The organism is Streptococcus suis (genome assembly GCA_002831545.1).
GTDB lineage: Bacteria > Bacillota > Bacilli > Lactobacillales > Streptococcaceae > Streptococcus > Streptococcus suis_P.
Genome location: CP025095.1, coordinates 131,491 through 147,797 on the forward strand (window position 1 = coordinate 131,491; position 16,307 = coordinate 147,797).

Below are 16,307 nucleotides of genomic sequence, written 5' to 3' on the forward strand. Positions count from 1 at the left end.
TTAGCAGAAAATTAAATCACATAGGATTTCCTTGGGAATTATATGTAATTTACTCTAACTGCCATTTTTTCTTTCCGCTTCTGCCGTCTCTTTTCGAAGAAGGCTGCTCCTAGGAAAGATACGATTGGGCGTAAAATGTAGAAATAAAAGGCAAGTGTCGGATTAAAGTAAGCAAATAGGATAACGACGATGTTGAAAAGGGCGACGGTCACCAATTGTCGTAAGTGTGCCATGGAAACAAACCGCTTTGTATATGTTGTTCCGGCAAACTTTTCTTGTAGGACAAAGTAATTCAAAATGGATTGACAGAGATTGACTGCAATGGTCACGACCCCATAACCAACAACAGCCGTGGTGGTTATGCCTTCCATCATCCACCGAGTAAAGAGGGGAATGAGGGCCAGCGTTGCCATAAAGTTGAATTGAACAATTAAGATTTTGCTGGTTGCGTGCTCAATCTGTCCTAGAATCTTGTGGTTGTCATACCAAAAATCCGCCACGATGAAAAAGGATACAAAGAAGATGAGGATGCCAGTGAAAAAGTGATGTGTATCAACAGTGTCGCTCGGTAAAGGAATTTCCAGCAACATCATGGTGATGATGACCCCAATCACTGCATCGGAGAACACCTCAAGATGCTCCTTCAGGCGCTTGGCACGACGTGTCTCATCTTCACGATAGAGTTGGTCCAAAAATGCTTGACGTTCATCGGCAGACAAATGCTCTAACTCAGGATGCAAAAGACTGGCTTCCTGACCCATTTGTTCAAAGTAGTCGTTCAAAAGTTCTTGATTTTTAGGATTTTGCTTGGTATTTTTCATCGCTTAATAAGTCAAAACTGAATATTTTTTCTTACCACGACGGATAACGGTTAACTCGCCGTCAATCTTGTCACTGTCAGAAAGGGTATAGTCCAAGTCCTGCACACGCTCACCATTGACATAGATGGCACCATTTTGCACATCTTCACGAGCTTGGCGTTTTGAGTTGACAATACCAGAGGTGACTAGGAGTTCAACGATGTTAAGGTTGTCTTCAGCCTGTACAGCGTAGTTTGGAACGTTGCTGAGGCCCTGTTTGAGTTCTTTTGCGGACAGGTTTTTGATGTTGCCTGCGAACAATTGCTCGGTGATGTTAAGGGCCTGGTTATAAGCCTCTTCACCGTGTACCAATGTCACGACTTCCTTAGCCAAAATCTTCTGAGCCAGGCGTTCATGACGGGCAGCGTCAAAGTGTTTCTCGATTTCAGCAATCTCATCTAATGACAAGAAAGTAAAGATTTTCAAGAAACGAACAGCATCATCGTCCATGACATTGAGCCAGAATTGGTACATTTCATACGGAGAAGTCTTGTCTGCATCCAACCAAACAGCGTTGCCCTCTGACTTACCGAACTTCTTACCTGTTGAGTCAGTGATGAGGGGAACAGTCATCACGTGACCAGACTTGTCAGCCTTGCGGCGAAGCAACTCGGTACCTGCAGTCATATTGCCCCATTGGTCAGAACCACCGATTTGCAGAGTTACATTGTGCTTGTCGTTGAGCTCGTAGAAGTCATAGCCCTGCATGATTTGGTAGGCAAACTCGGTGTAGGAAATCCCTGTTTCAATCCTTTTTTTCACAGAGTCTTTGCTCATCATGTAGTTGACCGTGTAGTATTTACCGACATCACGAAGGAAGTCGATAAAGCTGATGTCTGAGAACCAGTCGTAGTTGTTGACCATTTCAGCCTTATTATCACCATTTTCAAAATCCAAGAAGCGAGAGAGCTGACCTTGGATTTTTGTTACCCAACCGTCCACGGTATCTTTGGTTTGCAAGCTACGCTCCGCATCCTTGAAGGAAGGGTCGCCAATCAGACCAGTTGCACCGCCAACTAGGGCGTAAGGCTTGTGACCAGCTAACTGCAAGCGACGGCTGGTTAAGATAGCAACCAAGTGCCCCAAGTGTAAACTATCTGCTGTTGGATCGTATCCTGTGTAATAAGAAACCTGTCCTTCTGTCAATGCTTTTACCAAGGCTTCTTCGTCTGTCGTTTGAAAGACCAAGCCACGAGCTTTTAGTTCTTCAAAAATGTTCATGTGGGCTGTCTCCTTTAGGTTTAATATACAGGACCATAAATCATTTTATATGATTTTTGGACCGAACTTCATTTTAAAAAATTCCTCCCTATTATACCACGAAATTGCGGAAAATAAACAAAATTTGGTATAATGGAACGATAAGGAGTTAATATGGCGACTAAATCAGATAAGCAAGATTTTAAAAAGAAAATCAGTGCCCTAGGCCTAGGGGATGTAGTAGGAGTTTTCCTTCGGACGCTGAAATTATTATTCAATTCAGTAGCTGTCTTGGTGTTCCTATTCGGTCTTTTTGGTGCGGGCATAGGAATTGGTTTCGTGGTTAGTCTTTTTGATGACGTTAAGATTCCCAAAACAGAGGAACTGGTAGCGAAGGTTTCAGAAGTTAGTCGGATTTCCACCGTTACCTATTCGGATGGTAGCTTGGTGTCGGAAGTTAATTCAGATCTGCTTCGTGTACCTATTACTTCGGAAGAGGTCTCGAATTATCTAAAACAGGCTGTAATTGCGACAGAGGATGAAACATTTGAAACCCATAATGGGGTTGTGCCTAAGGCTGTTTTGCGTGCGGCACTGGGATCGGTTGGTCTAGGTTCATCTAGCGGTGGTTCAACCTTGACCCAGCAATTGATAAAACAGCAACTTGTCGGAGATGCTCCAACCTTTACGCGTAAGGCTAATGAGATTGTTTCGGCTTTGGCATTAGAGCGGAATATGACCAAGGAAGAGATTTTGACTATTTACTTAAATGTTTCTCCATTTGGTCGAAATAATCAGGGACGAAATATTGCAGGGGTAGAAGCTGCGGCTCAGGGAATTTTTGGTAAACCAGCGAAAGACTTGACTGTTCCGCAGGCTGCTTTTATTGCAGGCTTACCGCAAAGTCCGATTGTTTATTCTCCCTATGCATCAGATGGAACACGTAAATCAGATGAAGATATGGTTTACGGTATTGAACGCTATCAAGATGTTCTCTTTAATATGTATCGGGCGTCATTCTTGACCAAGGAAGAGTACGAAACCTACAAAGCTTACGATATTAAACAAGATTTTATTGCTCCAGCTCCTGTAATGGCGGATACGAAAGATTATCTCTACTACGAGGTCATGGAAGAAGCGCAAGAGGTTATGTTTGATTATCTGGTAAAACGCGATAAGGTTTCTGAAAATGACTTGAAAAACGATGAAACCAAGGCTTCCTATGAAGAATTGGCTAAGCAAGAATTGAGTCAAGGCGGCTATACGATCAAGAGTACCGTTGATCAAGGAATCTATGCGGCAATGCAGTCTGTTGTGGCAAACTATGGGTCTGTTTTGGATGACGGAAACGAATATGTCGAGACAGGTAGTGTCTTAATTGATAATGCCACAGGAGCTATTTTAGGATTTGTGGGTGGTCGCGACTATGCAACCAACCAAAATAATCATGCCTTTGATACCCTTCGTTCGCCAGCGTCAACCATCAAGCCTCTGTTAGCTTACGGTATTGCGATTGATCAAGGTTTGATAGGTTCTGCTAGCATCCTTTCAGATTATCCAACGAACTTCTCAAGTGGACAACCGATTATGTATGGTTCAGGACGTGGTACTGGTATGATGAACTTACAGACGGCTATTGACCGTTCTGTTAACATTCCTGCTTTTTGGACCTATAAGATGATGAGAAATGCAGGTGTAGATGCCAAAGCGTACATGGATAAAATGAATTATCATATTCCTATGTACGATATTGAAAGTGTACCGTTGGGCGGTGGTGTTGAAATTTCAGTATTGACAAATACCAATGCCTATCAAACTTTGGCAAATGGTGGCGTTTATAACAAACATTATATTGTTGAAAGCATTACTGCCTCTGATGGAACAGTAGTGTATCAGCATAAAGCAGCTCCGGTTCAGGTCTATTCTAAAGCAACTGCAAGTATTATGAACCAGCTTTTGAGACAGGTTGTCAACTCTGGTTATACTACGACGTTCAAGAGTCGATTGAGTGGTTTAAACCCACAGGCAGCATCATCTGATTTCGTCGGTAAGACGGGAACAAGTAATGAAGTCAATGACGTGTGGCTCATGCTATCAACCCCTAGAGTAACTTTAGGTACTTGGGCTGGGAATGATGATAACTCAGAAATGTATGTCTGGACAGGCTACCATAATAATTCACAATATGTGGCCCATATGGTTGATGCGCTTTATAATGTTAATGCGGATATGTTCGCAGGAAAATTTGAATTAGACAGTAGTGTTATTGCTTCTAGTGTCGTTGTTTCTACGGGTCAACGTGCAGGGACGACACAGGTAAATGGGCGCCAAGTAACAGTTGGTGGTGCGATGACAACTAGTTATTGGGCTAAAAATGGTGCACCAGTAACAAGTTATAACTTCATGGTTGGGGGGACAGATAGTGACCGAGCACAGGCTTGGAATACAATTATCGGTTCCCAAACGCCAACATCAAGTAGCTCAACCCAACGAAGCAGTTCGACTCGGAGTAGAACGAGTTCTTCAGCTAATAACACGAACCAGTCATCAGAAACGCAAACAGCAACTAGTGAGCAAGCGAATAATGATTCACCTTGATTTTTCCTAGTACTTGTGCTATAATAGTATAAATTATTTGTCGTGTGTCTTGTTTGAAATATTGTCCAAACAAGGCTTGCAGCAGTTAAATCAAACTTTTTCAAAGGAAGATTTAGCTGCTCTTTTTGTGTCTATGAGGAATTTTTTTGAGAATTGTTACCTATTCTTAAAGATTCTAAAAATTCAGAAAAAGGATGAATGTTGGTCATTTATTGGCTGTTTTAATTGAACTCGCCTACAACTCTGTGAAAAAAGATAAGGTTTGTAGTGCTTTGGTTTTGTTTACTTCGTGGCGTCGTAAACGACTGAACTTTCTTCGACGATTTGTCAAGAAAGTCCTAGTCGTTCTGACGAGGGTGCGTCAACAAAATCAAAGATTTTGGACTTACCGCTTATTTTTCTTTGAGTTGTTTACGGCTTAGTATCTTTTAATTGAACTCGGACTAAATTCGTCGGAAAAAAGATAAATCTCCTAGTGTCTGATGACACTTCGTTGATTTCCTATTTTTCTCTCGAATTTTACGTCCTCGTATCTTTTAATTGAACTCGACCTAAAACCTGTGTGAAAAAGTGTATGAAATATTTACTTTGGTTTGTTACTCCCAACGTCGTAAACGTCTGGCCTTTCTTCGACGATTTGTCAAGAAAGTCCTAGTCGTTCTGACGAGGGTGCGTCTACAAAATCAAAGATTTTGGACTTACCGCTTATTTTCACTTTGGTTTTCACGGTCTCGTATCTTATTACAAAGGAGAAAACTTTTGGCAGGACATGAAGTTCAGTACGGTAAGCACCGTACCCGTCGTAGTTTTTCAAGAATCAAGGAAGTTCTTGATTTACCAAATTTGATTGAAATCCAAACGGACTCTTTCCAAGACTTTTTAGATTATGGTTTGAAAGAAGTCTTTGAAGATGTACTTCCAGTTTCAAACTTTACGGATACCATGGAATTGGAATTCGTTGGTTATGAATTGAAAGAGCCTAAATACACATTGGAAGAGGCGCGTGCGCATGATGCAAACTACTCAGCTCCAATTTATGTAACTTTCCGTCTGGTGAATAAAGAAACTGGCGAGATCAAGACACAAGAAGTCTTTTTCGGTGAGTTTCCAATCATGACTGAAATGGGTACCTTCATCATCAACGGTGCAGAGCGTATCATCGTTTCTCAGTTGGTTCGTTCACCAGGTGTCTACTTCAATGATAAAGTAGATAAGAACGGTAAAGTAGGTTATGGTTCAACGGTTATCCCTAACCGTGGAGCTTGGTTGGAATTGGAAACAGATTCAAAAGACATTGCCTACACTCGTATTGACCGTACGCGTAAGATTCCGTTCACAACGCTTGTTCGTGCGCTTGGTTTCTCAGGTGATGATGAAATCTTTGACATCTTTGGCGATAGCGAATTGGTTCGCAATACCATTGAAAAAGATATTCATAAAAACCCAGCTGATTCTCGTACAGATGAAGCGCTTAAGGAAATCTATGAGCGCCTTCGTCCAGGTGAACCAAAGACAGCTGAAAGCTCTCGTAGCCTTTTGACAGCTCGTTTCTTTGACCCACGTCGTTACGATTTGGCACCTGTTGGTCGTTACAAGATTAATAAAAAACTCAACCTCCGTACTCGTTTGCTCAACCAAACACTTGCTGAGCATGTGATTAACGGTGAGACAGGCGAAATTGTCTTGGAAGCTGGTACTGTATTGAGTCGTGATGTGCTTGAAAAAGTAGAAGCACAATTCGATGAGCTCAACTTGGTAGAATACATTCCAAATGACAACGCTGTTCTTCTTGAGCCAGTTCTTTTGCAGAAATTCAAGATTGTAGCTCCTAAGGATCCAGAACGTGTTGTGACGGTGATTGGTAATGCTAATCCAGCTGAAAATGTGCGTACAGTAACGCCTGCGGATATCTTGGCAGAGATGAGCTACTTCCTCAACTTGGCTGAGGGTCTTGGTCGTGTAGATGATATTGACCACTTGGGTAACCGTCGTATTCGTGCCGTTGGTGAATTGCTTGCTAACCAAGTACGTATCGGTTTGACACGTATGGAACGTAACTTGCGTGAGCGTATGTCTGTTCAAGACAATGAAGTATTGACGCCACAACAAATCATCAATATCCGTCCTGTTACAGCCGCAATCAAAGAATTCTTTGGTTCATCTCAGTTGTCACAGTTCATGGACCAACACAACCCACTTTCTGAGTTGTCTCACAAACGCCGTTTGTCAGCCCTGGGACCTGGTGGTTTGACTCGTGACCGTGCTGGTTATGAGGTTCGAGACGTTCACTACACTCACTATGGTCGTATGTGTCCGATTGAAACGCCTGAGGGACCAAACATCGGTTTGATCAACAACTTGTCATCTTATGGGCATCTCAACAAGTATGGTTTCATCCAAACACCATACCGCAAGATTGACCGTGCAACTGGTACAGTTACAAATGAGATCGTTTGGTTGACAGCCGATGAAGAAGATGCCTACATCGTAGCCCAATCAACATCACCTCTTGATGAAAACAACCGCTTCGTTGATAAGATTGTTATGGGACGTCACCAAGGTAACAACCAAGAGTTCCCAGCAGATTCAGCAGACTTCATGGACGTTTCTCCTAAGCAGGTAGTTGCCGTTGCGACAGCATGTATTCCTTTCTTGGAAAACGATGACTCCAACCGTGCCCTCATGGGTGCCAACATGCAACGTCAGGCTGTTCCATTGATTGATCCAAAAGCACCTTACGTTGGTACTGGTATGGAATACCAGGCTGCCCACGACTCAGGTGCGGCAATTATCGCTCAACACGATGGTAAGGTTGTTTACGCAGATGCGGACAAGGTAGAAGTGCGTCGTGAAGATGGATCGCTTGATGTCTACCACATTTCTAAATTCCGTCGTTCAAACTCGGGTACTGCCTACAACCAACGTACCCTTGTAAAATTGGGCGACATCGTAGAAAAAGGCGACTTCATCGCAGATGGACCTTCTATGGAAAATGGGGAAATGGCTCTTGGTCAAAACCCTATCGTTGCCTACATGACTTGGGAAGGTTACAACTTCGAGGATGCGGTTATCATGTCTGAACGCCTTGTGAAAGACGATGTCTATACATCTGTTCACTTGGAAGAGTACGAATCAGAAACACGCGATACCAAGTTAGGACCTGAAGAAATCACTCGCGAAATTCCAAACGTTGGTGAAGATGCTCTTCGCAACTTGGACGAAATGGGGATTATCCGTATTGGTGCCGAAGTTAAAGAAGGCGACATCCTTGTTGGTAAAGTCACTCCAAAAGGTGAAAAAGATCTTTCTGCTGAAGAGCGCCTCTTGCACGCGATCTTCGGTGATAAGTCACGTGAAGTACGTGATACATCTCTTCGTGTACCTCACGGTGCCGATGGTGTCGTTCGTGATGTGAAAATCTTTACTCGTGCCAACGGTGATGAATTGCAATCAGGTGTTAACATGTTGGTTCGTGTTTACATCGCTCAAAAACGTAAGATCAAGGTCGGAGATAAGATGGCCGGTCGTCACGGTAACAAGGGTGTCGTTTCACGTATTGTACCTGTTGAGGATATGCCATATCTTCCAGACGGAACACCAGTTGACATCATGTTGAACCCACTCGGGGTGCCATCACGTATGAACATCGGTCAGGTTATGGAACTTCACTTGGGTATGGCGGCTCGCAACTTGGGCATCCATATCGCAACACCAGTTTTCGATGGTGCAAGTTCAGAAGACCTCTGGTCAACTGTTAAAGAAGCAGGTATGGATTCAGATGCCAAAACCATTCTTTACGATGGACGTACAGGTGAGCCATTTGACAACCGCGTATCTGTTGGTGTCATGTACATGATCAAGCTTCACCACATGGTTGATGATAAACTTCACGCCCGCTCAGTCGGACCATACTCACTCGTTACCCAACAGCCACTCGGAGGTAAGGCTCAGTTTGGTGGTCAGCGTTTCGGTGAGATGGAGGTTTGGGCCCTTGAAGCCTATGGTGCTTCAAACGTCCTTCAAGAAATCTTGACTTACAAGTCAGATGATGTGACAGGCCGTCTGAAAGCCTATGAAGCCATCACCAAAGGTAAACCAATTCCAAAACCAGGTGTTCCAGAATCATTCCGCGTTCTTGTCAAAGAATTGCAATCACTTGGTTTGGATATGCGTGTCCTTGATGAAGACAACAATGAAGTAGAATTGCGTGACCTTGATGAAGGTGAAGATGATGACATCATCCACGTAGATGATCTTGAAAAAGCACGTGCAAAAGCCGCAGCTGACGCAGCCGCAGCCTTTGCAGCAGAAGAAGCAGAAGGTAAAGAATAGTTCAATTGGATGGAAGAAGTTGGTCCTTGTTCTAGTGATAATGAGGACAAGGACTGGCTGACTTTATCCGTTTGATTTATGGAAGAGTAATGAAATGGTTATTCCTCCTACCTTATGTAGATAATTCAAGAATTTGAGGTGAGGAAATCCAGCCTCTCACAAGAAAAGAAAGGGATTATTAGTGGTTGACGTAAATCGATTTAAAAGTATGCAAATCACGTTAGCTTCACCAAGTAAGGTCCGTTCATGGTCTTACGGTGAGGTTAAAAAACCTGAAACAATCAACTATCGTACACTCAAACCAGAACGTGATGGACTTTTTGACGAAGTTATCTTTGGTCCAACAAAAGACTGGGAGTGTTCATGTGGTAAATACAAGCGTATCCGTTATAAAGGGATCACTTGTGACCGCTGTGGTGTGGAAGTAACTCGTGCAAAAGTACGTCGTGAACGTATGGGACACATTGAGTTGAAAGCACCAATTTCACATATTTGGTATTTCAAAGGGATTCCAAGTCGTATGGGCTTGACCTTGGATATGAGCCCACGTGCGCTTGAAGAAGTTATCTACTTCGCAGCTTACGTGGTGATCGATCCGAAAGATACACCGCTTGAGCACAAGTCTATCATGACAGAACGTGAATACCGCGAGCGTTTGCGTGAATATGGCTATGGTTCATTCGTTGCTAAAATGGGTGCAGAAGCCATTCAAGACCTCTTGAAACAAGTCGATCTTCCAAAAGAAATCGCAGCTTTGAAAGAAGAATTGAAAACAGCTTCTGGTCAAAAACGCATTAAAGCAGTTCGCCGCTTGGATGTATTGGATGCCTTCTACAAATCTGGTAACAAGCCTGAGTGGATGATTCTCAATATCCTTCCAGTTATTCCACCAGATTTGCGTCCGATGGTTCAGTTGGATGGTGGCCGTTTTGCGGCGTCTGACTTGAACGAACTCTACCGCCGTGTTATCAACCGTAACAACCGTTTGGCTCGTCTTTTGGAATTGAACGCTCCAGGTATCATCGTACAAAACGAAAAACGTATGCTCCAAGAAGCTGTGGATGCTTTGATTGACAACGGTCGCCGTGGTCGTCCAATTACAGGACCAGGTAGCCGTCCACTTAAATCACTCAGCCACATGCTTAAAGGTAAGCAAGGACGTTTCCGTCAAAACTTGCTTGGTAAGCGTGTTGACTTCTCAGGACGTTCCGTTATCGCCGTTGGTCCAACGCTTAAAATGTACCAATGTGGTGTGCCACGCGAAATGGCTATCGAGCTCTTCAAACCGTTTGTCATGCGCGAAATCGTTGCCCGTGATATTGCTGGTAACGTAAAAGCTGCAAAACGTTTGATTGAACGCGGGGATGATCGTATTTGGGATATCTTGGAAGAAGTGATCAAAGAACACCCAGTTCTTTTGAACCGCGCACCTACCCTTCACCGTTTGGGTATCCAGGCTTTTGAGCCAGTTCTGATCGACGGTAAAGCCCTTCGTTTGCACCCGCTTGTCTGTGAAGCCTACAACGCCGACTTTGACGGTGACCAGATGGCGATTCACGTTCCATTGTCAGAAGAAGCTCAGGCAGAAGCTCGTATTCTTATGCTTGCCGCAGAACACATCCTTAACCCTAAAGATGGTAAACCAGTCGTAACACCATCTCAGGATATGGTTTTGGGTAACTACTACTTGACCATGGAAGATGCTGGTCGTGAAGGTGAAGGTATGGTCTTCAAGGATGCGGATGAGGCTGTTATGGCTTACCGCAATGGTTATGTTCACTTGCATACCCGTGTTGGTATCGCAACGGATAGTCTTGACAAGCCTTGGAAAGACAATCAAAAACACAAGATTATGATGACAACTGTCGGAAAAATCTTGTTTAACGCAATTATGCCTGAAGGACTTCCTTATCTGCAAGAGCCAAACAATGCCAACTTGACAGAAGGAACTCCTGATAAATACTTCTTGGAACCAGGTTCGGATATCAAGGCTGCTATTGCAGAATTGCCAATCAACCCACCATTCAAGAAGAAAAATCTCGGTAACATCATCGCTGAAATCTTCAAGCGTTTCCGTACAACTGAAACCTCAGCCCTACTTGACCGTTTGAAAGACTTGGGTTACTATCACTCAACACTTGCTGGTTTGACAGTGGGTATTGCCGATATCCCAGTTATCGACAACAAGGCTGAGATTATTGAAGAATCTCACGAACGTGTAGAACAAATCAAGAAACAATTCCGTCGTGGTATGATTACAGACGACGAGCGTTATACAGCTGTTACAGATGAGTGGCGTTCCGCTAAGGAAAAATTGGAAAAACGCCTGGTTGAAAAACAAGATCCTAAGAACCCAATCGTTATGATGATGGACTCTGGTGCCCGTGGTAACATCTCCAACTTCTCCCAGTTGGCCGGTATGCGTGGTCTTATGTCAGCTCCGAACGGACGTATCATGGAATTGCCTATCTTGTCTAACTTCCGTGAAGGTCTTTCGGTACTCGAGATGTTCTTCTCAACTCACGGTGCCCGTAAGGGTATGACGGATACGGCCTTGAAGACAGCTGACTCAGGTTACTTGACTCGTCGTTTGGTTGACGTTGCCCAAGACGTTATTATCCGTGAAGACGACTGTGGAACTGACCGTGGTCTTGACATCCGTTCTATCACAGATGGCAAGGAAATGATCGAGCCACTTGAAGAGCGTTTGCAAGGTCGTTACACTAAGAAAACTGTTAAACACCCTGAAACTGGTGCAGTCATCATCGGTCCAAACCAATTGATTACTGAAGATATTGCCCGTGAAATTGTCAATGCAGGTGTTGAACAAGTAACCATCCGTAGCGTATTTACATGTAACACTCGTCACGGTGTCTGCCGTCATTGTTACGGTATCAACTTGGCAACAGGTGATGCGGTTGAAGTGGGTGAAGCAGTTGGTACAATCGCTGCCCAATCAATCGGTGAGCCAGGTACACAGCTTACAATGCGTACCTTCCACACGGGTGGGGTAGCCTCAAACAGCGATATTACGCAGGGTCTTCCTCGTGTCCAAGAGATCTTTGAAGCCCGTAATCCGAAAGGGGAAGCGGTTATCACTGAGGTCAAAGGTGAAGTTATCGCCATTGAAGAAGATGCTTCTACTCGTACCAAGAAAGTCTTTGTTAAGGGTGTAACTGGCGAAGGCGAATATGTGGTTCCATTTACAGCCCGTATGAAGGTTGAAGTGGGTGACCAAGTTGCGCGTGGAGCAGCCCTTACCGAAGGTTCTATCCAACCAAAACGCTTGCTCGAAGTCCGTGATGTCTTGGCGGTTGAAACTTATCTTCTTTCTGAAGTTCAAAAAGTTTACCGTAGCCAGGGTGTAGAAATCGGCGACAAGCACATCGAGGTAATGGTTCGTCAAATGCTTCGTAAAGTTCGTGTCATGGATCCAGGTGACACAGATCTTCTCATGGGTACCCTCATGGATATCACAGACTTTACAGATGCCAATGCTGAAGTGGTTATCGCTGGTGGTATTCCGGCAACAGCTCGTCCAGTTCTTATGGGTATCACGAAGGCTTCCCTTGAAACCAACTCATTCTTGTCTGCTGCATCCTTCCAGGAAACAACTCGTGTCCTTACAGATGCTGCTATTCGTGGTAAACGTGACAACCTTCTCGGTCTTAAAGAGAACGTTATTATCGGTAAGATTATCCCAGCAGGTACAGGTATGGCCCGCTACCGTAATCTTGAACCACAAGCCATCAATGAAGTTGAAATCATTGAAGACACAGTAGCAGAAGAGCTTGCAGCAGAAGCAGAGCTTGAAGCTGTAACTGAATAAATTAAGATGGCACATCTCTCTTTTCTAGGGATGTGCTTTTTGATATTCGGAAATGAAGCGCATACATTACTTGATAAGGAATTAACAAGCAGAATGTTTTCTTAAATCAGATGATTTCGATATAATGTGTACGAAAAAGGAAGTATGTGTTATGTATCAAGTTATTAGAATGTATGGAGATTTTGAACCCTGGTGGTTTTTAGATGGTTGGGAAGAAGATATAGTCAGTAAAAAGACCTATGAACGTTATGAGGATGCGCAAAAAGCTTTTCAGAAGGAGTGGGTACGGCTATCAGAGGATTTTCCAATGAAGAAAAGTAAGAATGGCACAATGGTGGCTTTTTGGGATGAATCAGACCAGCATTGGTGTGAGGAATGTGATGAATATTTACAACGGTATCATTCGTTGATGTTGGTAGAAGCGAGAGAAAATTTACCGGCTGGTTTTATTAAGCAACCTACGCAACCTCGTATGCGCCCCTGCAAATTAAAACAAAATAATTGTGTAAATGAATAATAAAAAAGGATTGACCTTTGCGGGTCAATCCTTTTTAGTTAAATCTGATAGTAAATGCTTCCGCATCAAGCTCAACATGCCCGCCAATCCGAATGGTAAAGAGTGGCTGGGTATGGGCGAAGTCCAAATCGTAGAGAACAGGGATAGTTTTGAGAATAGGATGTTTGTCCAAAATGGTCAGCAGAATCTCCTCGGTCATTTTGGTTTCCTTTGGAAATCGTCCAAAGACGACCGCTTGCGGATTTGGATAGGCTTGTAAAAGCGCAGTCAAGTGACGAGAGATAATGAGATAATCGTCGTCTTCCGCCTCTTCTAAAAAGAGAATATACTTGTCCGGTTTGGGTGCGAACTCTGTCCCAGTCAGCAGATTGAGGGTTGAGATGTTTCCGCCGATGGCAATACCAGAGGCTTGGCCCGGATTGTAGACTTTCCATTCTGTTGGGTAAAAGGTGCGAGAGGCGTCTGGTAGGTACCAAGCGTCGCTAGACCATTCTGGACTCGGAGTCAGGTCAAAGGAGTCTTGTGTCACAGCCTTGAGCCAGGCTTCTGTTTGATACTCTTGGGCTTGCACCATTTTGAAGCTTGAATAGGCTGGACCCATGTAGGTTGGTATGCCTGTCTTGGCATAGATAGCATTGAGCAGGGCAGTCGTGTCCGAATAACCGCAGAAAATTTTCGAATTTTGTGCAATCAAATCAAAATCTAGATAGGGCAAGAGTTCATTGCAGTTGAAACCGCCAATGGTTGTCAAAATGGCATCGACCGACTCATCCGCAAAAGCCGCCTCCAAGTCCGCAACGCGACTGGCAATTGGAGCCGAATCGAACATATCATTTTCAAAATAATGTTCTGAAAAGGAGAGTTTGAATCCCAGGTCTTCTAGTTTTTCCTTGGCGACAAGATTGGCCTCGAATCCACCAATTCTTTCAATAGACGAAGAAGGACTGACTACGCGTATGTGGTCGCCTTTTTTTAATTTTTTCATAGGAACCTCCAAGCTTTTTTATTATTTTAACAAAAAAGTATGGAAAATCAAGTCTCCTTACGAATTGATAGGGTGAGGAGGTTGTATGATTCAAGAAAAAGCAAGAAAGATGATTGAAGAGGCGGTGGCAGATAGGGTCAGTGACATCTATCTAGTTCCTCGAGGTGAGTGTTACCAAGTCTACCATCGTATCATGGACGAGCGGGAATTTGTGCAAGACGTGGCTGAGGAGGAAGTAACAGCCATCATCAGCCATTTCAAGTTTTTAGCAGGATTAAATGTTGGTGAAAAACGCCGTAGCCAGCAGGGTTCCTGTGACTATGATTATGGGAGCGGAGAGATTTCACTTCGCTTATCAACTGTCGGTGATTATCGTGGCAAGGAAAGTCTGGTTATCCGCCTACTCTATGACGATGACAAGGAACTCAAGTTCTGGTTTGAGGCGGCCGAGCGGCTTGCAGAAGAAATCAAGGGACGAGGGCTCTACCTTTTTTCGGGTCCAGTCGGCTCTGGTAAGACCACGCTTATGTACCATCTTGCCAGGCTGAAATTCCCAGACAAGCAGATTTTGACCATTGAAGATCCAGTCGAAATCAAGCAGGAGGACATGCTGCAACTCCAGCTCAATGAAGCCATCGGAGCCACCTACGACAATTTGATAAAATTATCCCTGCGTCATCGACCGGACCTGCTCATCATCGGTGAAATTCGGGATGCGGAAACAGCTCGAGCAGTCATTCGAGCCAGCCTGACGGGAGCTACCGTTTTCTCAACGGTTCACGCAAGGTCTATTTCGGGTGTCTATGCTCGTATGTTGGAATTGGGGGTCAGTCCTGAAGAGTTAAATAATGCCCTTCAAGGCATTGCCTATCAACGCTTGATCGGGGGAGGAGGTGTAGTAGATTTTGCAAAGGGAAATTACCAAAACCATTCCGCAGACCAGTGGAATGCGCAAATTGATCGGCTTTTTGCAGCAGGACATATCAGTCTTCGGCAGGCAGAAACAGAAAAAATTGCCCTTGGCTCGCCAGCGTAAGGTCATTGAGCTTTTCAATAATCTTTTTGCTAGTGGTTTTCATCTGGGGGAGATTGTTGATTTCCTCAAGCGTAGTCAGCTTCTGGCAGATCCCTACACTCAGGTCTTGTCAGATGGGTTGCTTGCAGGCAAACCCTTTTCAAGCCTATTAGCGGATTTGCGGTTTTCAGATGCGGTGGTCACACAGGTGGCTCTGGCAGAGGTTCATGGCAATACCAGCCTGAGTTTGAGCCATATCCAGTCCTATCTGGAAAATGTCAGCAAGGTTCGTAAAAAGCTGATTGAGGTAGCGACCTATCCGATAATCTTGCTTGGTTTTCTGCTCTTGATAATGCTGGGCTTGAAAAACTATCTTCTGCCCCAGTTGGAGGAAGGTAATGTAGCGACCGTGCTGATCAACCATCTGCCGACTATCTTCTTGTCCCTTTGTGGTCTGAGTTTAGTGGCGGTCATGTCTAGTCTGGTTTGGTTTCGAAAAACTAACAAAATCAAGGTCTTTTCCTGCTTAGCAGCTCTGCCATTTTTCGGAAAACTCATCCAAACCTACCTGACGGCCTATTACGCCAGGGAGTGGGGGAGTTTGATTGGGCAAGGTTTGGACCTGCCGCAGATTGTGGGCTTGATGCAATCGCAGCAATCGCAACTCTTTCAGGAGATTGGCCAGGACCTGGAGCAGTCGCTTTCCAATGGTCAGAGCTTTCACGAACACATTAAGACCTACGCCTTTTTTAAGCGGGAGCTGAGTTTGATTGCCGAGTATGGTCAGGTCAAGTCTAAGTTGGGGAGCGAGTTGACAGTTTATGCGGCTGAGTGTTGGGAGGATTTTTTCTCTCGGGTCAATAGAGCCATGCAGCTGATTCAACCGCTGGTCTTTCTCTTTGTGGCCTTAATGGTCGTTCTCATCTACGCAGCCATGTTGCTGCCGATTTATCAAAATATGGAGTTATAAA

10 protein-coding genes are annotated in these 16,307 nt (G+C 44.2%); 7 read left to right on the forward strand and 3 right to left on the reverse strand.

Annotation, left to right across the window (positions count from 1 at the left end; all coding sequences use genetic code 11):
- Positions 1 to 38: 38 nt before the first annotated feature.
- Together CWM22_00850 and CWM22_00855 are read right to left on the reverse strand one after the other, a co-directional pair.
- Positions 39 to 821: a DUF1211 domain-containing protein gene (locus CWM22_00850; protein ID AUC90577.1), complete on the reverse strand. Its 783-nt coding sequence runs from the start codon at positions 819 to 821 to the stop codon at positions 39 to 41.
- Between the two features lie 3 nt (positions 822 to 824).
- Entirely contained in the window at positions 825 to 2,081 is a 1,257-nt protein-coding gene (locus tag CWM22_00855) for a tyrosine--tRNA ligase (protein AUC90578.1), read from the reverse strand.
- Between the two features lie 153 nt (positions 2,082 to 2,234).
- Between CWM22_00855 and CWM22_00860 the strand changes: the two genes are divergently transcribed.
- The 5 genes from CWM22_00860 (at position 2,235) to CWM22_00880 (ending at position 13,336) form a co-directional block, all read left to right on the forward strand.
- On the forward strand, positions 2,235 to 4,658 hold the full coding sequence (locus CWM22_00860; GenBank protein AUC90579.1) for a transglycosylase: 2,424 nt from the start codon (positions 2,235 to 2,237) through the stop codon (positions 4,656 to 4,658).
- 194 nt (positions 4,659 to 4,852) lie between these two features.
- Entirely contained in the window at positions 4,853 to 5,080 is a 228-nt protein-coding gene (locus CWM22_00865; protein ID AUC90580.1) for a hypothetical protein, read from the forward strand.
- A gap of 337 nt (positions 5,081 to 5,417) precedes the next feature.
- Positions 5,418 to 8,990 (forward strand): DNA-directed RNA polymerase subunit beta, encoded by a 3,573-nt coding sequence (gene rpoB, locus CWM22_00870; GenBank protein ID AUC90581.1) that lies wholly within the window; start codon positions 5,418 to 5,420, stop codon positions 8,988 to 8,990.
- 181 nt (positions 8,991 to 9,171) lie between these two features.
- Complete coding sequence (gene rpoC / locus CWM22_00875) at positions 9,172 to 12,819, forward strand: DNA-directed RNA polymerase subunit beta' (GenBank protein AUC90582.1); 3,648 nt, start codon at positions 9,172 to 9,174, stop codon at positions 12,817 to 12,819.
- Positions 12,820 to 12,970: 151 nt separating this feature from the next.
- Complete coding sequence (locus CWM22_00880; protein AUC90583.1) at positions 12,971 to 13,336, forward strand: DUF1033 domain-containing protein; 366 nt, start codon at positions 12,971 to 12,973, stop codon at positions 13,334 to 13,336.
- A 34-nt stretch (positions 13,337 to 13,370) separates the two neighbouring features.
- On the opposite strand, the gene CWM22_00885 is transcribed toward CWM22_00880, so the two are convergent.
- The gene (locus tag CWM22_00885; protein AUC90584.1) at positions 13,371 to 14,321 is read right to left on the reverse strand and encodes an LD-carboxypeptidase; all 951 of its coding nucleotides are present in this window, start codon (positions 14,319 to 14,321) and stop codon (positions 13,371 to 13,373) included.
- An 85-nt stretch (positions 14,322 to 14,406) separates the two neighbouring features.
- Here CWM22_00885 and CWM22_00890 point away from each other — a divergent pair, with 85 nt between their 5' ends.
- Positions 14,407 to 15,357 carry a competence protein CglA gene (locus CWM22_00890; protein ID AUC90585.1) on the forward strand — a complete coding sequence of 317 codons (951 nt, stop codon included), beginning with the start codon at positions 14,407 to 14,409 and terminating at the stop codon, positions 15,355 to 15,357.
- Positions 15,278 to 16,306, forward strand: a complete 1,029-nt coding sequence (locus CWM22_00895) for a competence protein CglB (GenBank protein AUC90586.1) — start codon at positions 15,278 to 15,280, stop codon at positions 16,304 to 16,306. Before CWM22_00890 ends, CWM22_00895 begins: the two co-directional genes overlap by 80 nt.
- Position 16,307: the final 1 nt, after the last annotated feature.

Coding starts and splice junctions, on each gene's coding strand:
- CWM22_00860 (AUC90579.1), top strand. CDS start 2,235: ATGGCGACTAAATCAGATAAGCAAGATTTTAAAAAGAAAATCAGTGCC.
- CWM22_00885 (AUC90584.1), bottom strand. CDS start 14,321: ATGAAAAAATTAAAAAAAGGCGACCACATACGCGTAGTCAGTCCTTCT.
- CWM22_00890 (AUC90585.1), top strand. CDS start 14,407: ATGATTCAAGAAAAAGCAAGAAAGATGATTGAAGAGGCGGTGGCAGAT.
- CWM22_00865 (AUC90580.1), top strand. CDS start 4,853: ATGAATGTTGGTCATTTATTGGCTGTTTTAATTGAACTCGCCTACAAC.
- CWM22_00855 (AUC90578.1), bottom strand. CDS start 2,081: ATGAACATTTTTGAAGAACTAAAAGCTCGTGGCTTGGTCTTTCAAACG.
- CWM22_00880 (AUC90583.1), top strand. CDS start 12,971: ATGTATCAAGTTATTAGAATGTATGGAGATTTTGAACCCTGGTGGTTT.
- CWM22_00850 (AUC90577.1), bottom strand. CDS start 821: ATGAAAAATACCAAGCAAAATCCTAAAAATCAAGAACTTTTGAACGAC.